Source organism: Thiocystis violacea (assembly GCF_016583575.1).
In the GTDB taxonomy this organism is placed as follows: Bacteria; Pseudomonadota; Gammaproteobacteria; order Chromatiales; family Chromatiaceae; genus Thiocystis; species Thiocystis violacea.
The window spans coordinates 1-22491 of the sequence record NZ_NRRG01000057.1; the positions used below are offsets into that span (position 1 = coordinate 1).

The 22491-nt window shown below is 65.7% G+C and carries 24 protein-coding genes; 13 read left to right on the top strand and 11 right to left on the bottom strand.

The window, feature by feature from the left end; translation table 11 throughout:
- Positions 1–120 precede the first annotated feature (120 nt).
- Positions 121–1395, bottom strand: coding sequence for a group II intron reverse transcriptase/maturase (gene ltrA, locus CKO27_RS19920; protein ID WP_200376702.1), 1275 nt, complete (start codon positions 1393–1395; stop codon positions 121–123).
- Between the two features lie 806 nt (positions 1396–2201).
- Complete coding sequence (locus CKO27_RS19925) at positions 2202–2483, bottom strand: hypothetical protein (RefSeq protein WP_200376673.1); 282 nt, start codon at positions 2481–2483, stop codon at positions 2202–2204.
- Positions 2484–2794: 311 nt separating this feature from the next.
- Between CKO27_RS19925 and CKO27_RS19930 the strand changes: the two genes are divergently transcribed.
- The 6 genes from CKO27_RS19930 to CKO27_RS19955 all read left to right on the top strand — a co-directional run bounded on the left by CKO27_RS19930 (position 2795) and on the right by CKO27_RS19955 (position 8907).
- The gene (locus CKO27_RS19930; RefSeq protein ID WP_200376674.1) at positions 2795–5047 is read left to right on the top strand and encodes a TOMM precursor leader peptide-binding protein; all 2253 of its coding nucleotides are present in this window, start codon (positions 2795–2797) and stop codon (positions 5045–5047) included.
- 105 nt (positions 5048–5152) lie between these two features.
- Positions 5153–5431 carry a type II toxin-antitoxin system Phd/YefM family antitoxin gene (locus CKO27_RS19935; protein ID WP_200376675.1) on the top strand — a complete coding sequence of 93 codons (279 nt, stop codon included), beginning with the start codon at positions 5153–5155 and terminating at the stop codon, positions 5429–5431.
- Positions 5428–5850 carry a PIN domain-containing protein gene (locus tag CKO27_RS19940; protein WP_200376676.1) on the top strand — a complete coding sequence of 141 codons (423 nt, stop codon included), beginning with the start codon at positions 5428–5430 and terminating at the stop codon, positions 5848–5850. Before CKO27_RS19935 ends, CKO27_RS19940 begins: the two co-directional genes overlap by 4 nt.
- 10 nt (positions 5851–5860) lie before the next feature.
- On the top strand, positions 5861–6091 hold the full coding sequence (locus tag CKO27_RS19945) for a hypothetical protein (RefSeq protein WP_200376677.1): 231 nt from the start codon (positions 5861–5863) through the stop codon (positions 6089–6091).
- Positions 6088–7512 carry a SagB family peptide dehydrogenase gene (locus CKO27_RS19950; protein ID WP_200376678.1) on the top strand — a complete coding sequence of 475 codons (1425 nt, stop codon included), beginning with the start codon at positions 6088–6090 and terminating at the stop codon, positions 7510–7512. The genes CKO27_RS19945 and CKO27_RS19950 overlap by 4 nt, the downstream gene beginning before the upstream one ends.
- Positions 7513–7629: 117 nt before the next feature.
- The gene (locus CKO27_RS19955) at positions 7630–8907 is read left to right on the top strand and encodes an NHLP bacteriocin system secretion protein (RefSeq protein WP_200376679.1); all 1278 of its coding nucleotides are present in this window, start codon (positions 7630–7632) and stop codon (positions 8905–8907) included.
- Positions 8908–8941: 34 nt separating this feature from the next.
- Here the strand turns inward: CKO27_RS19955 and mazF are convergent, their stop codons facing one another.
- Together mazF and CKO27_RS24660 are read right to left on the bottom strand one after the other, a co-directional pair.
- Entirely contained in the window at positions 8942–9280 is a 339-nt protein-coding gene (gene mazF / locus CKO27_RS19960; RefSeq protein WP_200376680.1) for an endoribonuclease MazF, read from the bottom strand.
- Complete coding sequence (locus tag CKO27_RS24660; protein WP_242471026.1) at positions 9280–9669, bottom strand: AbrB/MazE/SpoVT family DNA-binding domain-containing protein; 390 nt, start codon at positions 9667–9669, stop codon at positions 9280–9282. Before CKO27_RS24660 ends, mazF begins: the two co-directional genes overlap by 1 nt.
- A gap of 42 nt (positions 9670–9711) precedes the next feature.
- Between CKO27_RS24660 and CKO27_RS19970 the strand changes: the two genes are divergently transcribed.
- The 7 genes from CKO27_RS19970 (at position 9712) to cuyB (ending at position 17204) form a co-directional block, all read left to right on the top strand.
- The gene (locus CKO27_RS19970; protein ID WP_200376681.1) at positions 9712–11877 is read left to right on the top strand and encodes an NHLP family bacteriocin export ABC transporter peptidase/permease/ATPase subunit; all 2166 of its coding nucleotides are present in this window, start codon (positions 9712–9714) and stop codon (positions 11875–11877) included.
- On the top strand, positions 11874–14432 hold the full coding sequence (locus CKO27_RS19975) for an ABC transporter transmembrane domain-containing protein (RefSeq protein WP_200376682.1): 2559 nt from the start codon (positions 11874–11876) through the stop codon (positions 14430–14432). The genes CKO27_RS19970 and CKO27_RS19975 overlap by 4 nt, the downstream gene beginning before the upstream one ends.
- Complete coding sequence (locus tag CKO27_RS25355; RefSeq protein WP_420825851.1) at positions 14332–14592, top strand: hypothetical protein; 261 nt, start codon at positions 14332–14334, stop codon at positions 14590–14592. The genes CKO27_RS19975 and CKO27_RS25355 overlap by 101 nt, the downstream gene beginning before the upstream one ends.
- Positions 14529–14861 (top strand): ATP-binding cassette domain-containing protein, encoded by a 333-nt coding sequence (locus CKO27_RS25045; protein WP_200376683.1) that lies wholly within the window; start codon positions 14529–14531, stop codon positions 14859–14861. The genes CKO27_RS25355 and CKO27_RS25045 overlap by 64 nt, the downstream gene beginning before the upstream one ends.
- Before the next feature lie 199 nt (positions 14862–15060).
- Positions 15061–15219, top strand: a complete 159-nt coding sequence (locus tag CKO27_RS19985; protein ID WP_200376684.1) for a hypothetical protein — start codon at positions 15061–15063, stop codon at positions 15217–15219.
- Positions 15220–15228: 9 nt separating this feature from the next.
- Positions 15229–16518 carry a dicarboxylate/amino acid:cation symporter gene (locus CKO27_RS19990; protein ID WP_200376685.1) on the top strand — a complete coding sequence of 430 codons (1290 nt, stop codon included), beginning with the start codon at positions 15229–15231 and terminating at the stop codon, positions 16516–16518.
- Positions 16506–17204 carry a cysteate racemase gene (gene cuyB / locus CKO27_RS19995; RefSeq protein WP_200376686.1) on the top strand — a complete coding sequence of 233 codons (699 nt, stop codon included), beginning with the start codon at positions 16506–16508 and terminating at the stop codon, positions 17202–17204. The genes CKO27_RS19990 and cuyB overlap by 13 nt, the downstream gene beginning before the upstream one ends.
- A gap of 143 nt (positions 17205–17347) precedes the next feature.
- Here cuyB and ureG read toward each other — a convergent pair whose 3' ends face one another.
- The 7 genes from ureG to CKO27_RS20030 all read right to left on the bottom strand — a co-directional run bounded on the left by ureG (position 17348) and on the right by CKO27_RS20030 (position 22449).
- The gene (gene ureG, locus CKO27_RS20000; protein ID WP_200376687.1) at positions 17348–17965 is read right to left on the bottom strand and encodes an urease accessory protein UreG; all 618 of its coding nucleotides are present in this window, start codon (positions 17963–17965) and stop codon (positions 17348–17350) included.
- Between the two features lie 10 nt (positions 17966–17975).
- Entirely contained in the window at positions 17976–18650 is a 675-nt protein-coding gene (locus CKO27_RS20005) for an urease accessory protein UreF (RefSeq protein ID WP_200376688.1), read from the bottom strand.
- Positions 18640–19098: an urease accessory protein UreE gene (gene ureE, locus CKO27_RS20010; protein WP_200376689.1), complete on the bottom strand. Its 459-nt coding sequence runs from the start codon at positions 19096–19098 to the stop codon at positions 18640–18642. The genes CKO27_RS20005 and ureE overlap by 11 nt, the downstream gene beginning before the upstream one ends.
- A 208-nt stretch (positions 19099–19306) precedes the next feature.
- A complete protein-coding gene (ureC, locus tag CKO27_RS20015) occupies positions 19307–21010 on the bottom strand; it encodes an urease subunit alpha (RefSeq protein WP_200376690.1) in 1704 nt (567 codons plus the stop codon).
- Positions 21011–21316 carry an urease subunit beta gene (locus CKO27_RS20020; protein ID WP_200376691.1) on the bottom strand — a complete coding sequence of 102 codons (306 nt, stop codon included), beginning with the start codon at positions 21314–21316 and terminating at the stop codon, positions 21011–21013. It abuts the gene before it with no gap.
- A 22-nt stretch (positions 21317–21338) separates the two neighbouring features.
- Positions 21339–21641 carry an urease subunit gamma gene (ureA, locus tag CKO27_RS20025; protein WP_200376692.1) on the bottom strand — a complete coding sequence of 101 codons (303 nt, stop codon included), beginning with the start codon at positions 21639–21641 and terminating at the stop codon, positions 21339–21341.
- 19 nt (positions 21642–21660) lie between these two features.
- The gene (locus CKO27_RS20030) at positions 21661–22449 is read right to left on the bottom strand and encodes an urease accessory protein UreD (RefSeq protein ID WP_242471027.1); all 789 of its coding nucleotides are present in this window, start codon (positions 22447–22449) and stop codon (positions 21661–21663) included.
- Positions 22450–22491: the final 42 nt, after the last annotated feature.

Consider the following 22491-nt stretch of genomic DNA (forward strand, 5'->3'; position numbering starts at 1 on the left):
CATTACGGTAGGACGGCCAGTTACCTGACCGCCCCCGTACAGATCCCGGCGTGCGGAATTCCCGCACCGGGCTCCTCAGTGTGACTCGCTTCGCACATCAAGCGACCGTTTTGCTTTTGCTCAGAAGTCATGGCAGATGCGCGGGCGTGGGAGCTGGAAGACCTTCAGCAGATCGATGAGCCCCTTCCAGGTGTAACTGCGCCGCTGACTGCGGCGATTCAGGATGTGATAGAGCATCCTGACCACCTGGTAGTGGAAGTCCCCCAGGCTCTCGTAGTTCCCGCGGATTCCATAGTATTGATAGTGTCCTCGCAACTTCGCGTTGAGTGTGGCGAAGAAGACCGCCTTGGGTAGCCGACAGTGCGTGCGACACCAGTTCCGTAGGCTCGCCAGGGCCGCACGGTATTTCTTGCGTGCGGTGCGACGCTTGATCGCCGGTTTGACCCAGCGCCCGCGTCCCCAGCGAAACTCGAAACCTAGGAATTCAAAGGTGCCACTCGCTTTCCAATGGGACGGGCTGAACCGCAATAGGTTCGTCTTCTCGTCTGCCACTTCCAAGCCATATTTCGCCAGCCGCGAGCCGAGCACCCGATAGAAGCGCTCGGCATCGGCCTGATACTCGAAAGCGCAGACGAAGTCGTCCGCATACCGACACAGATACACCGCCCCTTGGCAGTGTGTCTTGACGGTGTCCTCGAACCAGATATCCAGGGCATGATGGAGGTAGACGTTGGCGAGGATCGGGGAAACGATCCCGCCTTGGGGCGACCCCTCTTCGGGGAGCACCACCATTCCGTCCGGCTCCAAGATGCCAGCCTTCAGCCATTTGCGGATGAGTCGCAGGAAGGCTTTATCGTCGATGCGTTGCGCGAGCATCTCCAAGAGCTTGTCGTGTTCGAGATGATCGAAAAAGCCTCGGATGTCGGCTTCCACCAGATAGTGGTACCGCCCACTGCGCAGCTTCGCGCTGAGATCACGCACCGCATCCAACGCTCCGCGTCCCGGTCGATATCCATAGCTGCCATCCATGAAATCAGCTTCATAGATGGCTTCCAAGATTTTGCTCACTCCAATCTGTAGCAGTTTGTCTGCCACTGCCGGGATTCCCAAGGGCCTCAATTTCCCATTGAGCTTGGGAATGTATCGTCTGAGCACCAGCTTGGCCCGATACCAACCCCCGCGTACGGCTGCCGCCAGTCCTTCGACGTTGGCCTGTAGGTTCTCCTGATAGTGTCTGGCATCGAGCCGGTCGACGCCGCTCGCGGCGTGGTGGTTGACGAAACACCAGCACCACAGCAGAAACTCAACCGTCAGCCGTCCGAAGAGGTTGCCAAACCGATGGGCCTTGTCCGTTGCCGCTTTGTTCGCTATCGCCCGCAGGAAAGTTGGCTTCATGATCCGATCCGACATGTCCGGGTGAAGTGTCCTGTGCGGGCGGCGTCACACTGCCGGCCCCTTCCCCATGTACACGGCTTTCCCGTGCTCGGAGTACTATGAGCCGGTCTGACTCCCCAACCGCTTCCAGCGTCCCTCCCTTCTCGGTCAGGATCGCCTCCCCGCTCGACTGGCTTCAGGCTTCGGTCTAATTCCGTGTCCGGGTTTCCCCTCGCGTGTCTCAGGAACCGCTTGCCATACCTCCGCCGTCGGGAGCCGTTGGGGTCTCCCAAGTTCTCGACGCCTCTCTTCTTGCATGCCAGGCGCTCGGACCCCGGCAGACCCTCGGGATTCTCGCCGTGAACGAACCTTAGGGTGAGGTTTGTGTTCTCTGTTCTCTGCCTGGTTTCCCGGCAGTGCCACAAGATTTCGCCCATCATTCGTTCGATCGAATCCTCTGTCTTGGCTTCCAGCACGTTAACGCTGTCGCCGTCTGCTCTTATACTTTTCACGAGGCTGAAATCGCTTCAGGGTGGCGCGGACACCCCTCTGGCCTACAAGATTCTCTGTGTACGCTTCACCCCTGTTGTTCACGATGGCTTCAGTGTCCTTACCAAGGCGTCGCTCTCCGCGAGAGGCGCAACACGCGATACGGGTGGGTGGCTAGCCCTTGCCCGACCGGGACTTGCACCCGGCAAGAAGCGCCAAGCTTCGCTTGGCGCACTAACGTATTAAGTTCAGTATCTGACGGGCAAGCAGGGGTGAGTCGGACCGCAAGGGACCGCCGTCATGGGCGAATCCCAGGCGCCCGACCGGCCGGTGGCCGTTCAGTCGGGGCGTGGTGAAACGCTGTCGTTGTGGAGATGCTGGAGGACGCGAATCCAGATGCGGGTGAATCGCCCCTTGGTCGTGACCCGCCCGCGCAGTCCGCCGTGCAGCCATCCATACCAACGTCTTACGTACTGCCGGAGCCGCTGGAAGTCGGCTCCTTGCTCATGAAGCCGGCGCGCACGGGTGATGAGTCGGTCGATGGACTGCGCGGCGGGCCGCCGTTTGCGGCCCGGTCGGAAGCGATACCCGAGAAAGTCGTACCCCTTTCTGGCTCCCACGCTCCAGCGTCACTGCCATTAAGTTAAGGATTTTCCGTTCGCCCTGAGCTTGTCGAAGGGCGGGCGGAAAATCCTAAGCCTCCGAGCTTGAAGCCGTTCATGGTTCGACAAGCTCACCACGAACGGCTTAGAACGGCTTAACTTAATGGCAGTGACGCTCCAGCGTCGCGTCTGCCAGTTGGCGCGGTGCGATGGGTTGAGACGGGCCGCTGGAGCGGCCCGACGACACTCCCACGCTGGAGCGTGGGAGCGAGCGAAACCCCTTGCGGTCTTGCCGATCCACCTTTCCCAAGCATCAAGAGCCTCAGACTGTGATTCAGCGACCCACCTTCAAACCCCATCTGACCCCGGCGGTCATCCCCGGCGAAGGCGTGCTGCTGCTGTCCGAGGACGGTGCCCGCGCCCTGCATGGCCGGCTGTACGAACGGCTGGCGCCGCTGCTCGATGGTACCCGCGATCCGGATGATCTGGTCGGCGCGCTGGCCGCCGAGTTCGATGCCGCGCACGTCTATTATGCGCTGATGCTGCTGGAGAAAAACGGTCACCTCCAGGAGGCGGCGCCCACGATCCCCGCCGGCATCGCCGCGTTCTGGTCGGGCCTGGGCCTGTCGGCGACGGCGGCGCTCGCCGCGCTGGCGGAGCAGACCGTGCGGGTTCACCAGATCGGCGCGGTCGATGCCGCGCCCCTGCACGCGGCGTTCGACCGGCTGGGTATCCGCCTGGCGGAGCGGGAAGCGACGCTGAACGTGGTCTTGACCGACGATTATCGACGCCTGGCGCTGGCGGAGCTGAACGCGACCTTTCACGCCGCCCGACAACCCTGGCTGCTGCTGAAACCGGTCGGTCACGAACCCTGGCTCGGGCCGCTGTATCGAGCGGACGCACCCGGCTGTCACGCCTGTCTGGTCAAGCGCCTGGCGCGGCATTGCGCGACCGAGGGCTTTGCCGCGCGGGTGCTGGCGCTGACGGAACCGCTGCTAACGGCGCGCGCGGCGCTGCCGGCGACTCAACAGCTCATGGCCGAGCTGGCGGCCATCGAGATCGCCAAGTGCCTGGCCGGCGCCCCGGTGACGGTCGCGGGCGCGGTGGTCAGTCTCGACGCCTACGGCTTGGCGATGCGCACCCATCGTTTGCTGGTCGATCCCGCCTGTCCGGTATGCGGTCAGTCGTCCGCAGCGGAGCCGCGTCCCGTGACGCTGGTCTCGCGCAAGGTGCATTTCATGCAGGACGGCGGACATCGCAGCGTCGCCCCGGAACAGACGCTGCGCGACTACGAGCCTCTGGTCAGCCCCATCACCGGGGTGGTGAGCCAGCTTGCGCCCGTCCACGCGGCGCAGGGCATCGCGCATGTCTATGTCGCCGGACACAACCCGGCCTTGCGGCTGGACTCGCTCGCGCACCTCAAGCGCGGTCTGCGCAATGCCAGCGCGGGCAAGGGAGTGACCGAGACGCAGGCCAAGGCGAGCGCGCTGTGCGAGGCCATCGAGCGCTACAGCGGCGAGCGTCAGGGCGACGAGACGATCGTCACCGCCAGCGTTCGCGCGATGCGCGAACGCTACGGCGACGCGGTGATCCACCCCAACGCGGTGATGGGTTACAGCGCCCGCCAACTGGCCGAACGGGACGCCTGGAACGCGAAAGGCTCCAAGTTCAACCGCGTCCCCGAGCCGCTCGACGAGACCCTGCCGATCGACTGGACGCCGGTGTGGTCGCTGACGCAGGAAGGGCACAAATACCTGCCGACCCAGTTGCTCTATTACGCCTCGCCCGCCAGCGCGGACTGCGACCGCTTCTTCGCCATGGGTTGCTCCAACGGTAACGCCTCGGGCAATAACCTGGAGGAGGCGGTGTTGCAGGGCTTGTTCGAGCTGGTCGAGCGCGATGCGGTGGCGCTCTGGTGGTACAACCGGCGGCGCGTGCCGGGCGTCGAGATCGCGAGTTTCGGCGAGCCCTATCTGCTGGATCTGGGCGACTATTACGACGGACTCGGGCGCGACACCTGGGCGCTGGATGTCACCAGCGACCTGGGGATTCCGGCCTTCGTCGCGGTGTCGCGACGGCGCGACGGATCCCAGGAGCGCCTGCTGTTCGGTCTGGGGTGTCATCTGGATGCGCGGATCGCGCTGCAACGCGCCTTCGCCGAGATGAACCAGATGCTGGGTCTGGCAAGCGAGGGCCAGGAGGCGGGCGAATTGGCCATCGAGGATGACGAGACGCGGCACTGGCTGACCACGGCGACCCTGGACAATCAGCCCTATCTGGCCCCCGATCCGGCCACGCCGCCGCGCGCGCTGGCGGATTTTCCCAAGCGTCACAGCGGCGATCTGCTCGCGGACATCGCGACCTGCCGCGCCATCGTCGAAGCGCGCGGAATGGAGGTGCTGGTGCTGGATCAGACCCGCGCCGATGTCAGGATGCCGGTCGTCAAGGTGATCGTGCCGGGGCTGCGCCATTTCTGGGAGCGCTTCGGGCCGGGGCGGTTGTACGAGGTGCCGGTGGCCATGGGCTGGCTGGAACGGGCGCTGACCGAGGATGAACTCAATCCGATTCCGATCTTTTTTTGAGCGGGGTGCGGTTCATCCTGACCAAGCAGTATTCAACACCCTGATCCAGCCTGATTGGGAGCAACTCGGCCCCCTCGGTCGAAGTCAAACATCCGGAGTGACGCCATGCTCGTTGCCGTGCGTGATCTCAAGTCCAATCTGTTGCGCATTCTTGCCCAGGCGCAAGCGGGAGAGGTGATCGAAGTGATTTCACACCAAACACCCATCGCCAGAATTATCGGGATTCCAGCCATGACGCATTCCGGTTTGGATCAAGGATTAGGCGAACTGATCGGTAACGGAACGCTCTCATGGAGCGGCGGCAAACCAAGGTTCGCGCCTCCGCTGAAACTAGACCCAACGGGTTGCTGTGTCAGTCAGATGTTGCTGGATGACCGTCGGTGATCCTGTTTTGCGATACGTCCGCCCTCATCAAGCTCTATCTGCTGGAGGCCCGCAGCGACGAGATGCAATCGCTCGCGACAGCGGCCTCGATGATCGCGGTCTGTCGGATCGCCTGGGCGGAAAGCATGGCCGCTCTGGCACGGCGTATCCGCGAACATCCAGTCGATCTGGCGATGATCGATCAGTTACGCGAGCGTCTACGAAATGACTGGCCTTATTACGCGATCATCGAAGTCACCCAGCCTCTGGTGGAACTCGCGGGCGAGTATGCCGGTACCTTTGCGCTGCGCGGGTATGACAGCGTTCAACTGGCGGCAGCCAGCCTGCTGCGACAAGCCACGCAAGAAGAGCTTCGGTTTGCCTGTTTTGATGACCGGCTGTGCAAGGCTGCCGACGTTTTGGGTATGCGATGCGGTTGAAGCCACTTCGATGTCGAAACCGCGTGCCGTGGCGCGGGAAGCGAGCGCTTTATTGATGAGAATTCAAGGCATGAAAAACTGGACTCGCGACGGCATGTTGATTGTTGCCACCTTTCCACACCACGGGCCTGTTTCCCGGGATGAAGACGTCACCGTGATGCCTTCCAAGGGCGCTGAACTGGCGCTGGTTCTTGAAGAGATTGCCTTGTCGATCGATACCTCCGGACACTCATCGCGATGAATTCCAATTTTCACCTTCGTTTTTGCCCTGGCGCGCGTCTCCTCACCGAGGGTGAGGACTGGTTGATCGCCCGAGGCGTGGAGTCGGCGTTGCGCCATCGCGCGCCCGGTCCGGCGGCGCGCACCCTGCTGCAAGCGCTGGCCGAGACCGGTGGACTGGCCGATGACCTGATCGCGCGCGCTCAGGCGGCCGAACCGGACGTCGCGGGCGCGATTCTGTATTACCTGCTGAATCGCCTGGAACAGCGCGGGCGGCTGTCCTATGGCCTGGTTCAGGATGGACAGCGCCTGGCGACCCTGGAGCCGATGACCCCGGCCTTTCGGCTGGCGCCGCTGGAGGCCGACTCGGCGGCGTCTTATCGGCTGTCGCGCTTCGCGACGCTGCGCCGCGACGGCGATCGGACCCTGATCGAATGTCCGCTGGGGCACGCCCGTCTGCGCCTGCATGACGGGCGTCTGGCCGCCGTGCTGGGCGTGCTGGCGAGTCCGCGGACGGTGACGACGCTGGCGGCGGACTTGCCCGAGCTGACACCGGCCACGGCGGCCGGGCTCATTCAACTGCTGATGAGTCTTCAGGCCGTCTTCGTCTGCGATGACGCGGGCCTGATCCCGGAGGACCGTGACCCGGCGCTGCGTCAGTGGGAGCCCCATGACCTGCTGTTTCATGCGCGCAGCCGGATGGGACGCCACGACGCGCCGGTTGGCGGCACCTTCCGTTTTGTCGATCAACTGCCTCATGCGCCGGCCCTCAAGCCACCGGGTCCGGGGAGGCGGGTGGTGCTGCCGAGACCCGATCCTGCCGGCGTGGGTCCGGCGTTCTTCGCGGTGGTCGAGTCGCGTCGCTCGATCCGTCAGGGCGGCGCCCAGCCGCTGACCCTGGAGCAACTCGGCACCCTGCTCTGGCATGTCGCGCGGGTACAGAGCCACCGTCCGGCCAATCCGGACGATCCCCGTCAGTACGCGTCAAGCCTGCGGCCGGTGTCCGGCGGCGGTGCCATGCACGAGTTGGAACTCTATCTGACCGTCACCCGTTGCACGGGCCTGGAGCCGGCGCTCTATCGCTATGATCCCGGCGCGCACGATCTGGAGTGGATCGCCGCGCCGGGCGCCGCGACCCAGGGGCTGGTGAACGACGCCATGCGCGCGGCCGCGATGGAGACCCCGCCGGATGTGCTCATCACCCTGGCCGCCCGTTTCGAGCGCCTGTCCTGGAAATACGAGAGCATCGTCTATGCGCTGATCCTCAAGCATGTCGGGGTGATGTATCAGCAGCTTTATCTGGTCGCCACGGCCCTGGGGCTCGCCCCCTGCGCGCTCGGGGCCGGAAACTCGGAGCGGTTCGCCGCCGCCGCTGGAACCCTTTATCATGAGGAAACCTCGGTGGGTGAGTTCGCCCTGTCGGGACCGCCGGAGTCCTTCTGAAATGCGCTTCCAGCTTCCAGCCCACGGCCCTTCAATGAAGCCGTTCGTGGTGAGTCCTTCGGCTTCGCTCAGGAGAGCCTTGTCGAACGATGACCTCGGACTGCGCCACCGCTTCTAATGAACATGCTCTTTCGCCAGGCCGCGCTCACCAAAGTCACGGACCCGGATGAGCTGGATCGATCGCTGGAGATCGTCCGGCCCATGCACATTCTGGGTCTGAGTCTGGTCGCGGCGGTGACGCTTGCCGGTGTCCTCTGGAGCATCCTCGCCACCGCGCCCGAGCGGGTTGGCGGCGAGGGCGTGCTGCTCTCGACCGCTGGCGTCGGGGTCGTGACCTCGCCCGATACCGGCTGGATCGAGCGCCTGCTGGTGCGGCCGGGCGATGTCGTCGAAAAGGATGCGCCGGTGGCCGAGATCCGACGCCCCGACCTGCTCGATCAATGGCAAAGCGCCGTCACGGAGGCCGAACAGTCCCGCCACTATCAGGACGCGCTCCAGCGCTCCAACGAGGCGCAATGGCGACTGGCCGATGAACAGGAGGCGCGTCTGCTGCGCGCCTATCGGGAGCATCTGGCGAGTCTGGATGCGCAGCACCAGATCCTGCTCAAGCTCAACGAGGGCATGTCGAAATTGCGCGAAAAGGGCGCGATCTCGACCGAGTCGCTGATCGAAAGCCAGGCGCGGCTTGGCGATCTGGAAGACAACATGCACACGATCCGCAACCAGATGACGGAGCTGGAGGTGGAGCATGAGACGACGCGCAATCAACAGCGCCGAGAACTCGATCAGGCCCGGATGCAGGCGGACCTGCTGCACGATCAGGCCGAGAATCTGCGCCGGGAGTACGAGCGCGACCGCCTGGCGAGGGCGCCGGCGGCCGGTCTGGTGGTCGAGGTCAGCGTCAGCGAGGGCGATCCGCTGACCCCAGGGCAGGCGATCGCGCGTCTGCTGTCCTCGGTTGAGGGCGATCCGCGCGGCGTCAAGGCGATGGCCTTCGTGCCCGCCGCCGACGGCAAGCGCATCCAGACCGGCATGGAGGCGCGGGTCGCGCTCTCGACCGTCAAGCGTGAACTCGACGGCTATCTGCTCGGCACCGTGATCCGGGTCGCGGAGCTGCCATCGAACCGGGCCAGTCTGATGAACCTGCTGCGCAACGATGTGCTGGTGGACAAGATCCTGGCCGCCGGCCCGCCGCTTGAGATCGAGGTCGAGCTGCGCCCGAGCCCGGTCAACCCGAGCGGCTATGTCTGGTCGTCCGGCAAGGGGCCGGCGGTCAGCATCCAGCCGGGTATCCTGACCCAGACCGAGGTGGTGGTCGGACGCACCCACCTGATCAGTCTGCTGTTCCCGGTCTTCGATCATGTCTTCGGCTGGTATCGGGCCGCGACACGATGACGGCCTCAGTGTGCCAAAGTTGGATCGAGGAGGATCAGGGCGTGCCAACCAGCGCGATGATCTTGGCTCGCACTTCGGCGAGTTCGGCAGCGCTGACAGTCCCTTTATGCTTGGCTTGCCGTACCCGCCAGTCGAGACTCTTGACTTGATCAGCCAGCACCGCGCTGTCCGTTTTGCCGGAGATGCACACCTCGAAAGGGTAGCCCTTGACCTGCGTGGTCAGGGGGCAGCAGAGCATCAGGCCGGTTTTGCCGTTGTAGTCCGATGGACTCAGCACCAGCGCCGGACGATGCCCCGCCTGCTCATGTCCGGCCTGCGGATCGAAGTGCAACCAAACGATATCACCGGTATTCGGTACGTAATCGCGCGGCATTACCAAGCCTCATTGCCAACGGCCGGACCGGTTTTCACCTCGGCGTGCTGGTTGTCTGGCGTGATCGCGGCCAACAAGGCATCGAGATCATAGGCCTTGCGCGCCAAGGGTTCGATAACGATGCGGCCATTTTCTTCACGCACGTCGACCGGATCGTCGAGTTTCAGACAAGCCGCCTCCATGACTGCGGCGGGAATACGAACGGACGCGCTGTTGCCCCATTTCTTCACCAACACCTGCATGATGCCAATCCTCTCTTGTATCATCAATGTCGATACATTATCCCGTTTCCGCCAGGATGCCAAGCCACTCAATGACCCGAGTCCCGCATGGCGATTCCTGCCGGTCACCGGACCGTCCGGGCACGCAATCTTGACGACGCCCGGCATGCTGAAAGCGATCCTGCTCGGCGGGTATCGGGCCGCCGTGCGATGAAGCGCCCGCGTCCGGTCAAGACCCCGAGCATCCTGCAGATGGAGGCGCTGGAGTGCGGCGCCGCCGCGCTCGCCATGGTGCTTGCCTATCATGGGCGCTGGCTGCCGCTGGAGGAGCTGCGGGTGTTGTGCGGGGTCTCGCGCGATGGCAGCAAGGCGGTCAATCTGCTGAAGGCCGCGCGCTCACTGGGGATGGAGGCGAAGGGGCAGCGGCGCGAGCCCGCCGAGTTGGCGAACCTGCCGGTGCCGGCCATTCTCTTCGTCAACATGAACCATTTCGTGGTGTTCGAGGGGGTCGTCAAACAGGGGTTTCGGATCAACGACCCGGCGAGCGGGCGCCGGGTGCTGAGCGGCGAGGAATTCGACGGCTGCTTCTCCGGCATCCTGCTGGCCTTCGCGCCCGGACCGGATTTCCAGCCCGGCGGGCGACCACAGCCGCTGTTGCCGCGACTGTTCGAGATGACCCGCACCACCCTGCGCCCAATCGCGCTGGTGCTGCTCGCCGGCGCACTGATGGCGGTCTTCATGATGCTGATGCCGGCCCTGCAGCGGATCTATCTGGACAAGATCCTGATCGGCCGGCTCGATGCCTGGGTCTATCCACTGCTGGCGGTACTCGCGGTGACGGTGCCGCTGCTCGCGCTACTCTCTTATCTCAGGCTGACGCTGGTCGCCCGGATCGGCGCGCGGCTGTCCGTCGTCCTCTCGACGCGGCTGGTCTGGCATGTCTTGCGTCTGCCGGTGCCCTTTTTCGTGCAACGCTACGCCGGCATGGTGAGCAGCCGCATCGGTCTGGCCGATGTGCTGGCCTATGGGCTGTCGCGGATGCTCGCCGAGGTCACGATCAATCTGGCCCTCCTGCTGCTGCTGACCCTGCTGCTGTTGCAATACAGCCTGACCCTGACGCTGATCTGCGTGGGGCTGTCGGTCGTCAACGTGCTGCTCTTTCGCGTCCTCCAGGAGTCGCTCAAGGAGGTCTCGGAGAAGGTCGCGATGGCGTTCGTCAAGATGCAAAGCAAGGTCATGCAGGGACTGCGGATGATGGAGACCCTGAAGGCGACCGGCACCGATGACCTCTTTTTCGCCAAGTGGTCCGGTCTGCACACCCTTTATGTCAATGCCGAGCAGAAGAGCGTGCGGCGCACCGCACTGATTGCGGCCACCCAGACGCTCACCGCCACCCTGACGACGGCTGCCGTGCTGGTGGTGGGCGGCTACTACACCATGATCGAGGATTTCAGCATCGGCATGCTGGTGGCCTTTTCGGTGATCGCGGGTCTCTTCACCCAGCCGGTCGCGGCCCTGGTGAACGCGGCGACTCAGTTGCAGGATCAGCGCGGCAACCTGGCGCAGATCGACGATACCCTGCGCTACCCTCAGGCCAGTGAGTTCGATGACCGGAGCGCGACGGCCCCGGAACGCGCGACCACGACGCGAATGAAGCGCCTGAGCGGCTGCGTCACGCTCGATGCGGTCGCCTTTGGCTACGCGCCGCTGGAGCCGCCGCTGATCGAGGGGTTCTCGCTCGACATGGCCCCCGGTAGCCGGGTCGCGTTGGTCGGGGCCTCGGGCAGCGGCAAGTCCACGGTCGGCCGCCTGGTCTCCGGACTCATGGAACCGCGCGCCGGCGAGATCCGTTTCGATGGTGTGCCGCTGCATGAGCTGCCGCGCGACATCCTGCGCAATTCGCTGGCCGTGGTCGATCAGGAGATCGTGCTGTTCGAGGGCAGCATCCGCGACAACATCACTCTGTGGGACGACACCATGCCGCACGCTCAGATGGTCGCGGCCGCCGAGGACGCCATGATCCATGAGCTGATCATGACCCGGCCCGGGGGCTATGACGCCCGGCTCGAAGAGAATGGACGCAACCTCAGCGGCGGTCAGCGTCAGCGTCTGGAGATCGCCCGCGCGCTGGTCGGCAATCCCTCGATCCTGGTACTCGACGAGGCGACCAGCGCGCTCGATGCCTTGACCGAGAAGGCGGTGATCGACAACCTGCTGCGGCGCGGCTGCACCTGCCTGATCATCGCCCATCGTCTGAGCAGCATCCGCGACTGCGACGAGATCATCGTGCTTGACCGGGGCCGCATCCTGCAACGCGGCACCCATGAGGCGCTGATCGCCGAGGATGGTGCCTATCGGCGGTTGATTGAAACATGACGGATCGGCCTGGACTCGTCACCGACTCAACCTTGCTGGAGCAGGCTCTCGCGCCGCTCGGCACACGCCATGGGTTGGCGGGCAACGCACCGCGCCGCTTCGACGAGCCCAGCCGCGCGGCGCTGGTTCTGAACGGCCGCGTGGATCTCTTTCTGGTCGCGCTGCGCGATGGCGAGCTGGTCGGCGCGCGCCATCATTTTGCGACGGTGCCTCAGGGCGGACTGATCTTGGGGATCGATTCGGCGCTGGTCGGTATGGGATTGAGCCTGCTGGCGGTGGGACCGATCGGCACGGAGATCCTGGAGGTCGCGCCTGCGTCGATCGAAGGGCTCGCCGCCACGCCCGAGGGCGCCGCGCTGGTGGCGCCGGCGCTGGATCGCTGGGTCCAGGCGCTGATGCGCGGCATGGCCCGCTGGGTCACCCCGCGCCCGGACATCGACCACCAGATCACGCCCGTTGAGGCCAGTTCAGGCGAGGGGCTGTCAGGCGAATCACCGTCGGGGGAATCAATGTCAGGCGCGCCCCTCTCGGTGCGCGCAGGCCGACGCTTCACGGTGCGCGGCGGGGTGGGCTGGGTCCGGGTCACGCCGAGCGACTGTCTGCTGCTCGACATGCAGGAACTGGCGGAGGACGCGACCGAACGGCTGTTTCCGCTGTCTCCGGACGGCTGGCTCATGTCCCTGAAGGACCAGGCGCTGGCGGCCGTCGACACCCGCGTGGCGCTGCTCGATGGCGCCGCCTGGACGGGACTGACGGCGCTGCACCGGCTGCTGTTCGAGATCGGCGTGATGAATCTGCGTCTCGCCGATGTCGATGAACACAACCGTCTGCGGGCGCGCATGACCGCCACCACGGCCAAGCGATTGCAGGGCCTGGGGCAATTGATGGCGGCGGTGGACGTGCGCGCCGACCGGATCGGCGCACCGCTGAACGAGCCGCCCCTGGTCGCGGCGGTGCGCCTCATCGGGCAGGATCAGGGCTTCGCGGTGCGTCTGCCGCCCAGCGCTGGCGGCGACGGGACAGGCCCGCCGCCGAACCTCACGGAGCTGGCGCGCGCGAGCGGGTTCCGCGTGCGCGCGGTCAGTTTGCGCCGCCGCTGGTGGACGTCCGATTTCGGCACCCTGCTCGGTTTCGATCGCGACAGCGGCCAGCCGCTGGTGCTGCGGCTCGATGCGCGCGGACGCCCGCAGATCATCGACCCGACGGGCGACGAACCGCCGCCCTTCGAGCGGGTCGGCGACACGGCCTATCAGTTGAGCGGCTCGCTGCCGGCCCGCTCCATCGGCTATCGGGACCTCTTCCGGTTCGGGCTGTTTGGGCGTTCGCCGGATCTGACCGCGACCCTGGCGACCGGGGCCATGCTGGGTCTGCTCGGCATGGCGATCCCGGTGGCGACCGGCCTGATGATCGATCAGGTGATTCCGGACCACGAAACCGGGCGCCTGATCGAGATGGGCCTGTTGCTCGCGGTCCTGGGCGTCACCGGCTTCGTCCTGACCTACATCAGCCTGCTCGGCTATGCGCGCATCGAGGCGCACCTTGGCCGCTCGCTGCAATCGGCCCTGATGGACCGTCTGCTGCGGCTGCCGCTGAGTTTCTTCCAGCGCTATTCCGCCGGTGAGCTGGCCACCCGCGTGGGCGCCATTACCCTGATCCAGAGCCTGATCTCCACGGCCAGCGCCAACGCCATCATGAGCGGCGTCTTCTCTGTCTTCAGCTTCGTGCTGATGTTCCTCTATGACGCGCACCTGGCGCTCTGGGCCAGTCTGGCCGTGCTCATCTATGTCACGGGCAGCGCCCTGCTGCTGGCGCGGCGTCTGCGTCAGGAGCGACCGCTCGCGGCCATCAACGGCGAGATCAACAGCACGCTGCTGCAACTCATCCTGGGGGTCACCAAGATCCGCCTGGCGGCCGCCGAGGACCGCGCCTTCGCGCGCTGGGCCGACCTGTTCGCCCAGGGTCGTCGGCGCCGGATCAGCGCCGAACGACTCGGTGCGACCCAGGCGACGCTGAACGAGGTCTTCGCGCTCTCCGGTCTCTTCCTGTTCGTGCTGGCGATCGGCAAGCCTTCGGAGGCTGAGTCGCTGGTCGCGCTCGGGGCCTTCGCCGCGCTCCTGATCGCCTTTCAGCGTTTCGCGGCGGGCATGACCGAGATGACCCAGGTCCTGACCCAGCTCCTGGCCATTCAGCCGCAGATGGAGCGAGCGCGCCCGCTGCTCGACGCCTGCCCGGAAGCGATCGAGAGCCGCGAGCATCCGGGACTCATCTCCGGCGCGCTGGAGGTCTCCGGCGCGCGTTTTCGCTACCGCCCGGAGGGTCCGCTGATCCTCGACGGGGTGTCGCTCAAGGCCGCGCCCGGCGAGATGATCGCCATCGTCGGCCCCTCGGGTTCGCAAGTCGACCCTGATGCGCCTGCTGCTCGGGTTCGAGACCCTGGAGACCGGCGCCATTCTGATCGACGGCAAGCAACTGGATCACCTCGACGCGGTGGCGGTGCGCCGGCAGATGGGGGTGGTGCTGCAAGGCTCGCAGCCGCTGCCGGGGTCGCTCTATGAGAACATCGTCGGCGCCGTGGGCGGCACGCTGGACGATGCCTGGGAGGCGCGGAACGGGTCGGTCTGGCCGATGACATCCGCGAGATGCCGATGGGCATGCACTCGGTCATCCTCGAAGGCGGCAATTCACTGTCGGGCGGGCAGTTGCAGCGACTCATGATCGCCCGCGCCATCGTTGGACGACCACGTATTCTGTTGCTGGACGAGGCGACCAGCGCGCTCGACAACCGGGTCCAGGCCGTGGTCACCGAGAGCCTGGAGCGCCTGAGCGTCACCCGAGTGGTGGTGGCCCATCGACTCAGCACCGTCATCAACGCCGACCGGATCTACGTCCTGGTCGACGGACGCCTGGTCGAGACCGGCCGTTATGCCGAGCTGATGGCGGCGGATGGGGCGTTCGCGCGCTTGGCCGAGCGACAGATGGTCTAATGCGGCGTGAAGAGTTTGGCGTCAAACGCTTGTCCGCGCTCTTCTTGCCAACGGGTTCGAGCCGTCCGACGGCATCACCTGTGTTGCCTTGCGCTATCGGGGGAGTCGATCCCGTGTCAGACGTGCCGGCGGGCAGGGTGGAGGTCGCGCCATGAGTCTTTTCGCTGGAATGCGGATTTCGTGTTAGGCGCTGGCGGCCATGCTGGCGCTCTGGTGCAACGTCGCGGCCGATTCGCTCGCCGAGATTCAAGACCGCGGGACGCTCCTGGTAGAGGTCAAGGGGCATGCATCTCTCTCGCTGCTCGCTCAATGTTTTGATATTAAAAAGTTTTTATATGCCGACGCGCATTCACGGTGAGTCGCCCTCATGACCCGGCTGAAAAACCTGGCATTGAACCCCTGGATTATCCTGCTCAGTCTGGCGGGGGGCTTGGCGCTAGGCGCCTATTGGCCCGAGCTGTCGCTGAAGCTGGCGTTCGTGGGTCACGTCTATCTGGATCTGATGAAGATGGTCGTGCTGCCCTTCATGCTGTCGGCCGTTATCCTCAGCACGCAACGTCTGATTCAGGAGGGTCGTGGCGGCCGGCTCTTTGGCCGGGTGTTGCTGGTGTTCGCGGTCTTCGCGCTCGCCGCCGCCGTCATCGGCGCCGCTACGATGCTGGTGCTACAGCCCGGAACCGATCTGCCGCGTGAAACGCTGGATACCTTTGGCGAGATCGTCGGCGGCGATCTGGACTCCAGCAATATCGCCATGGAACTCAACGGCCCGGATCCGCAGCCACCCGCGACGGGCCTGGAAACGCTATTGCTCAGTCTGGTGCCATCGAACATCTTCGCGGCGCTGACCAAGGACGAGACGCTCAAGATCCTGGTGTTTTCCATCCTGCTCGGCATCGCCGTCGGTCAGGTGCCGAAGGACGTCTCGGACGGTTTCAGCAAGACGCTGGAGACCCTCTATCAGGGCTGTCAGAAGATCATGCAGTGGATGAATTATCTGCTGCCGCTGGTGCTGCTGACCATGAGCGCCGGACAACTGGCCAAGACCGGCGTGGAACCGCTACTGGCCATGACGCAATTCGTGGCCGCCTTCGCGCTGGCCTCGGCGCTCCTGCTTCTGCTGGCGATCTGGATCATCTGGCAGCGCGGCCCATTGTCCCTGGGCGCCACGCTCGCCGCGCTGCGCGGCCCCTTCGCACTGGCGATCGCCACGCGCAACAGCGTGATCTGCATGCCGGTCATGATCGAATCGCTCACCCGGTCATTGGGGTTCGCCCGCGCCCAGGTCGAGTTGCTGGTTCCGCTCAGCGTGTCCCTGCTGCGCATCGGTCCAATCGTCTATTACGTTTGCGCGACCCTGTTCATCGCCCAGCTTTATGGGATCACGCTCGGTGCCGGCGAACTCGCGCTGGTCATCACGGCGTCCATCCTGGCCGGGTTTGCCTCGGCCGGCATGACGGGGCTGGCGATCGTCTCCCTGACCAGCATCACCTGCGGCTATCTCGGTCTGCCCTTCGAGGCGGCCTTCATCCTGTTTCTGGCCGTCGATCCCATCTGCGACATTCTGCGCACGCTGGTGCTCGTGATCGGCAACACCGCCTCGGTGGCACTGATTGGCGCGCGCCCCGTGCGGGTCACGGAGACTGCATGCCTTTCATAGGCGTCCTCGGCGGGATGGGACCTGTCGCGACGGTCGACTTCATGGCCAAGCTGGTGGCGCTGACACCCGCCAGCCGCGACCAGGATCACCTGCCGGTCGTGGTGATCAATCTGCCTCGGATACCCGACCGCAGCGCCGCGATTCTCGGGTCTGGCCAGGATCCGCTACCCGGTCTCAAGGAAGGCATCGCACTGCTCAACCGTGCCGACGTGGGTCTGATCGCCATCCCGTGCGGTACCTCGCATCACTGGCATAGCGAACTCAGCGCCGCAAGCCGGGCGCCCATCCTGCATATCGCGCGCGCGGCGGTGTCGCGGGCGCCTCGGGGCGAGCGCACCCTGATCCTGGCCACCCGTGGCGCCCTAGCCTCGGGCTTCTTTCAGCGCGAACTAACCGCCCGCGAGACACCCTTCGACATCCCATCACCGGACGACGAACAGGTCGCGGTGGACGATTGCATTCGGCTGATCAAGTCCGGACAACCCGAGGCGGCCGGAGCCTGTCTGGATCGGGTGTTCGGCAACGCCCACGCGCGCGGCGTGCGGACGGTGATCCTGGGCTGTACCGAACTGCCGCTCGCCGCCGTCCATGCCGAATGGCAGGCACCGCACTTGATCGACTGCACCCTGGAACTGGCGCGCAGCGCGGTGGAATACGCCTTGCAGCGCGGCTGGAATTGCGTCTGATCCTTGGGGATCGGACGAGGCCAGGGGATGGATCCTGGCAAGAGCCGCGGATTCCGGCGTTCGGTGACACCCTTATCGCACAATCCTGTCTCGCCGGAGATCCTGAGCGATCCGGCGCGGTTTGCCCGATCGATTCGAAGTCATCAGCCTCGGCCGGCGAGCATGCCCCGCTCGATGATGAATTCGATGATGGCGTCGACGCCTTCCCCCGCCTTGAGGTTGGCGAAGACGAAGGGTCGCTCGCCGCGCATCCTTCGCGAGTCCCGCTCCATGACCTCCAGCGAGGCGCCGACGTAGGGGGCTAGATCGATCTTGTTGATCACCAGCAGATCGGAGCGGGTGATGCCGGGGCCGCCCTTGCGCGGGATCTTCTCGCCCCCGGCAACGTCGATCACATAGAGGGTCAGGTCCGCCAGCTCGGGGCTGAAGGTGGCGCTCAGGTTGTCGCCACCGCTTTCGACGAACACCAGATCCAGATCGGGAAACTGGCGTTGCAGGTCTTCCACCGCCGCCAGGTTCATGGAGGCGTCCTCGCGGATGGCGGTGTGCGGACAGCCGCCGGTCTCCACCCCGAGGATCCGCTCGGCCGGCAGCGCCTGGCTGCGGATCAGGAACTCGGCGTCCTCACGGGTGTAGATATCATTGGTGACCACGGCGATCTGGTAGCGATCGCGCAGACGTTTACAGAGTTGGTCGAGCAGGGCGGTCTTGCCCGAGCCGACCGGCCCGCCGACGCCCACGCGCAATGGGGTCTGACTCATTGGGTATTCCTCATGATCGGAAGAGTCGGGTGTACTGGGTCTCGTGCCGACTGCTGGCGATGGCCAGGGCCGGAGAGCTGGCCCCGATGGCGTCGTCCTCCAGGGCGAGCGCCCTTTCCACCGCCTCCGGCACGACCTCGATCAGTCGCGATAGCGTCTGGTGACCCTGGGTCTGTCCCAAGGGGATGATCTTGATCGCGGCCAGCACCAGATTCTCCAGCCAGCCCCAGGCGTAACCGATCAGCGTTGGCGCGGGCTCGATGCCCCAGTGGGCGGCGGCGTAGGCGAAGCCGGTGGCCTGGGCGCGGGCCAGCAGCGGCTTGCGCCCGGCCGCGCCGGGAACCTCCAGCGAGACCAGCAGATCCGCCAGGGCGCGGCCTCGGTTGGACTCCTCGGCGCGTAGTTCCTGGGTCTCGCGGCTGGCCAGCAGCCGGACGGTCCAGTCGGCGAGCGCGGCCTCGTCGCCTTGGCGCGCGGCGCCATGCATGCGTGCGAGGATCGGTAGATCGAGACTGCTCTGGGTGGTGCGCAACTGATCGCACAGCCAGGCTTCCAGGTCGGCGGCCGTGCGCAGCCAGCCGCGCTCCACTGCCCATTCGATCCCTTGGGAATAGGCGAAGGCCCCGGTCGGCAGCGAGGGACTGGCCAAGTGCAGCAGGCGCAATAGGGCGGGGTCAGTGGTCATGAGGGGCGTGGTCGTGCCCCGAGTGATGGCTGTCGTAAGCGCCGGGCTCGGGTTCGAAGGGGGCGGTTTCCAGCTCGACCGTCAGACCCAGACCGCGCAGCATGGCGTCGAGGACATGGTCGTGCTGGTAGCGCAGCCGACCGGGCTCGATCTGGAGCGCCACATGACGGTTGCCCAGATGATAGGCGGCGCGGGCCAGCAACAGCGGGTCATCGCAACGCACGGTGGAGAGCGACTCGTCGCCCGCCCGCACCCGCACCACGGCTCCGTCCTCCGAGAGCAGGCAGTCACCATCGCGCAGGGTCGCGCCACGCTCCAAGAACAGCCCCGCCTCGCGCCCATCGTCCAGGGTCAGGCGCAGTCGACCGCGAACCCGTTGCTCCAGTGTCAGCGTGAGCGTGGTGTCGGCCGTCAGCGGCCAGTCGGATTTTCGGGTCAGACGCATCATGGGGTACGGCTCGTCATGGCGATCAAGGGTTTGCGCGGGCGTATCCTAGCAGGCATTGCCGATCAGTCGCTTGGGGACCAGCAGGCCCGCACCCCCGGACGCACCGCTTCGTCAGCTATGGCGACGCGGCGGCCTATCGCGAGAGGCTCAAGGCCCTGCGCGCGGACTGGGACGACCGCTCCGAGGGCTGATCACCAGCCCGTCCGCCTCAGAACAGAAAATACCGCTGCGCCATCGGCAGCACCGTCGCCGGCTCGCAGACCAGCAGCTCGCCGTCGGCGCGGACCTGATAGGTCTGCGGATCCACCTCGATCATCGGCAAGTAGTCGTTCAGCACCATGTCCTTCTTGCCGATGTCGCGGCAGCCCTTCACGACGCCGATCAGGCTTTTCAAACCCAGGGCGTCCGGTATCCCCGAGGCCAGGCCCGCCTGTGACAGGAAGGTCATGCGGGTCGCCGCGCGCGCCCCGCCGAGCGCGCCGAACATGAGCCGATAGTGGACCGGCTGGGGCGTGGGGATAGAGGCGTTGGGATCGCCCATGGGCGCGGCGACGATCATCCCGCCCTTGATGATGAGACTCGGTTTGACACCAAAGAAGGCGGGTTTCCAGAGCACCAGGTCGGCCAGCTTGCCGACCTCGACCGAGCCAACCTCATGGGCGATGCCGTGGGCGATGGCGGGGTTGATGCTGTACTTGGCGATGTAACGACGCGCGCGCCGGTTGTCGTGCCCGGCCGGATCGCCCGCGAGGCTGCCGCGCTGAACCTTCATCTTGTGCGCCGTCTGCCAGGTGCGGATGATCACCTCGCCGACCCGGCCCATGGCCTGCGAGTCCGAGGCGATCATGGAGAAGGCCCCCAGGTCGTGCAGGATGTCCTCGGCGGCGATGGTCTCGCGACGGATGCGCGACTCGGCGAAGGCGACGTCCTCGGCGATGCTCGGGTCCAGGTGATGACAGACCATGAGCATGTCGAGATGCTCGTCGACCGTGTTGACCGTATAGGGTCGGGTCGGATTGGTCGAGGACGGCAGGACATTGGGCTGTCCGCACGCCTTGATGATGTCCGGCGCATGACCGCCGCCCGCGCCCTCGGTGTGATAGGTGTGGATGGTGCGGCCCTTGAAGGCCGCGAGGCTGTGCTCGACGAAGCCGGATTCGTTCAGGGTGTCGGTATGGATGGCGACCTGCACATCCATTCGCTCGGCGACGTCCAGACAGCAGTCGATCGCGGCGGGCGTCGTCCCCCAGTCCTCGTGCAGCTTGAGCCCCATGGCCCCGGCCTGGACCTGCTCCTCCAGCGCCTGGGGCAGGCTGGCGTTGCCCTTGCCGAGAAAGCCCAGGTTCATCGGCAACGCCTCGGCGGCCTGGAGCATGCGGTGGATGTTCCAGGGGCCGGGGGTGCAGGTGGTGGCGTTGGTGCCGGTCGCCGGTCCGGTGCCGCCGCCGAGCATGGTGGTGACGCCGGACATAAGGGCGTCTTCCACCTGCTGTGGGCAGATGAAGTGGATGTGCGAGTCGATGCCGCCGGCGGTGAGGATCTGGCCCTCGCCCGCGATCGCCTCGGTGCCGGGGCCGACCAGAATGGTCACGCCCGCCTGGGTGTCCGGGTTGCCGGCCTTGCCGATGCCGGCGATGCGTCCGTCCTTGATGCCGATGTCGGCCTTGACCACACCCCAGTGATCCAGGATGAGCGCGTTGGTGATGACGACGTCCACCACCTCGGCGCTGACCCGCTGGCACTGACCCATGCCGTCGCGGATGACCTTGCCGCCGCCGAATTTTACCTCGTCCCCATAGGTCGTGTAGTCCCGCTCGACCTGGATCCAGAGATCCGTGTCGGCGAGCCGCACCCGGTCGCCCGTGGTCGGGCCGTACATCTCCGCATAGGCCTGCCGGCTCATCTTCGCCATTTACAAGTCGCCCATGATTTGCCCGTTGAAGCCATAGACCCGGCGATCGCCCGCATAGGCCACCAGTTCGACGTCGCGTCCCTGACCCGGCTCGAACCGTACGGCCGTGCCGGCGGGGATGTTCAGCCGATAGCCGCGCGTCGGATCGCGGTCGAAGCGGAGCGCCGGGTTGGTCTCGAAAAAATGGTAGTGCGAGCCGACCTGAATCGGTCGGTCGCCGCTGTTCTCGACCCGCAGGGTGAGGGTTTCGCGACCGGCGTTGATCTCGATCTCGCCGGGCGCGGCGATGAGTTCGCCTGGAATCATTGGGGGCCTCCGGGATTCTGAATCAAAGGATCGGCTCGTGAACGGTCACCAGCTTGGTGCCGTCCGGGAAGGTGGCCTCGACCTGGACCTCGGGGATCATCTCGGGCACGCCTTCCATCACGTCTTCCCGACCGAGCAAGGTGCGGCCATGGTCCATCAGCTCGGAGACGCTGCGCCCATCACGAGCGCCCTCAAGAATGGCGGCGCTGATATAGGCCACGGCTTCCGGATAATTCAACTTCAGGCCCCTGTCCTTGCGCCGCTCGGCCAGCAGGCCGGCGGTGAAAAGCAGCAGCTTGTCTTTCTCGCGGGGTGTCAGTTCCATGATGGATCCTCGTGCTGTGTCAAGTGGCCCAAATGCGCGGGGCGATGGCGGGACGGCCCAGCAGGGGCGGACGGATGGCGGACCAGATCGCGGCGAGACCGGCGCGCACCCGGTCGCTCGCGCCGCCCAGCGCGCGCGCGATCAGCAGATCCTCGACGCGGGTCACGCCGATCAGGGTGTCGGTGTCCATGGTCGAAACGGCGCGGGCGAGTCGCAGGATCCTCTCGTCGGCGCCGGTGGCGATGAGCGTCCCGACGACCGGAAGACCGCGCATACCGCTTGGTCCGTCGAGATCCTCGGGGCGCTGGATCAGCCGATGGTCCCAGAGCAGCGGTTCGCCGTCCCGGTCGACCCGCAGGCGTAGACTGGCGCATCCGGGATCGAACCGCTGTTGGTGGCTCGGCAACCCCAGACACTGGATCTCCCAGCCGATGAAACGGGCATCGCCGCGCAGATCCACATGGGTGTCGAGCCGGGCGTTGGCGCCGGGAAAGAGGATATTCTCCTGTGGCAGCCATTCCAGCGCGGCGTCGCGCACCCGCAGGGTCTGATGCTGCTCGGCGCGCGGCCCCAGACTGCGATAGAACTTAGCCGCGCCCGGTGTGGTGATCATGGCCGCCGCTCCGGGCGCCAGATCCACCTCGACCTCCAGCCGATCGCCACCGACCAGTCCGCCGGGCGGGTGCAATAGATAGAGATGACATACCTCGCCCTCCGGATAGAAGGCGCGCTGCACCGCCAGCGGACCGCGCCGACGCCGCCCGGCCAGCACCGTTCGCTCGCCGCGACGCTCCAACTGGAGCGACAAGGCGGCCTCCCAACCAGGCTCTGGCGTGACCGGATTTCGGCT

What these genes read in the sequence shown, in the direction of transcription:
- CKO27_RS25045 (WP_200376683.1), top strand. Translation starts at nt 14,529, where the DNA reads ATGCACTCGGTCATCCTCGAAGGCGGCAATTCACTGTCGGGCGGGCAG.
- CKO27_RS20005 (WP_200376688.1), bottom strand. Translation starts at nt 18,650, where the DNA reads ATGACCACTGACCCCGCCCTATTGCGCCTGCTGCACTTGGCCAGTCCC.
- CKO27_RS19970 (WP_200376681.1), top strand. Translation starts at nt 9,712, where the DNA reads ATGAAGCGCCCGCGTCCGGTCAAGACCCCGAGCATCCTGCAGATGGAG.
- ureE (WP_200376689.1), bottom strand. Translation starts at nt 19,098, where the DNA reads ATGATGCGTCTGACCCGAAAATCCGACTGGCCGCTGACGGCCGACACC.
- CKO27_RS19975 (WP_200376682.1), top strand. Translation starts at nt 11,874, where the DNA reads ATGACGGATCGGCCTGGACTCGTCACCGACTCAACCTTGCTGGAGCAG.
- CKO27_RS19955 (WP_200376679.1), top strand. Translation starts at nt 7,630, where the DNA reads ATGAACATGCTCTTTCGCCAGGCCGCGCTCACCAAAGTCACGGACCCG.
- ureG (WP_200376687.1), bottom strand. Translation starts at nt 17,965, where the DNA reads ATGAGTCAGACCCCATTGCGCGTGGGCGTCGGCGGGCCGGTCGGCTCG.
- CKO27_RS19935 (WP_200376675.1), top strand. Translation starts at nt 5,153, where the DNA reads ATGCTCGTTGCCGTGCGTGATCTCAAGTCCAATCTGTTGCGCATTCTT.
- CKO27_RS20020 (WP_200376691.1), bottom strand. Translation starts at nt 21,316, where the DNA reads ATGATTCCAGGCGAACTCATCGCCGCGCCCGGCGAGATCGAGATCAAC.
- mazF (WP_200376680.1), bottom strand. Translation starts at nt 9,280, where the DNA reads ATGCCGCGCGATTACGTACCGAATACCGGTGATATCGTTTGGTTGCAC.
- CKO27_RS19945 (WP_200376677.1), top strand. Translation starts at nt 5,861, where the DNA reads ATGTCGAAACCGCGTGCCGTGGCGCGGGAAGCGAGCGCTTTATTGATG.
- ureC (WP_200376690.1), bottom strand. Translation starts at nt 21,010, where the DNA reads ATGGCGAAGATGAGCCGGCAGGCCTATGCGGAGATGTACGGCCCGACC.
- CKO27_RS19985 (WP_200376684.1), top strand. Translation starts at nt 15,061, where the DNA reads ATGCTGGCGCTCTGGTGCAACGTCGCGGCCGATTCGCTCGCCGAGATT.
- CKO27_RS24660 (WP_242471026.1), bottom strand. Translation starts at nt 9,669, where the DNA reads ATGCCGGGCGTCGTCAAGATTGCGTGCCCGGACGGTCCGGTGACCGGC.
- CKO27_RS19990 (WP_200376685.1), top strand. Translation starts at nt 15,229, where the DNA reads ATGACCCGGCTGAAAAACCTGGCATTGAACCCCTGGATTATCCTGCTC.
- ureA (WP_200376692.1), bottom strand. Translation starts at nt 21,641, where the DNA reads ATGGAACTGACACCCCGCGAGAAAGACAAGCTGCTGCTTTTCACCGCC.
- CKO27_RS19950 (WP_200376678.1), top strand. Translation starts at nt 6,088, where the DNA reads ATGAATTCCAATTTTCACCTTCGTTTTTGCCCTGGCGCGCGTCTCCTC.
- cuyB (WP_200376686.1), top strand. Translation starts at nt 16,506, where the DNA reads ATGCCTTTCATAGGCGTCCTCGGCGGGATGGGACCTGTCGCGACGGTC.
- ltrA (WP_200376702.1), bottom strand. Translation starts at nt 1,395, where the DNA reads ATGAAGCCAACTTTCCTGCGGGCGATAGCGAACAAAGCGGCAACGGAC.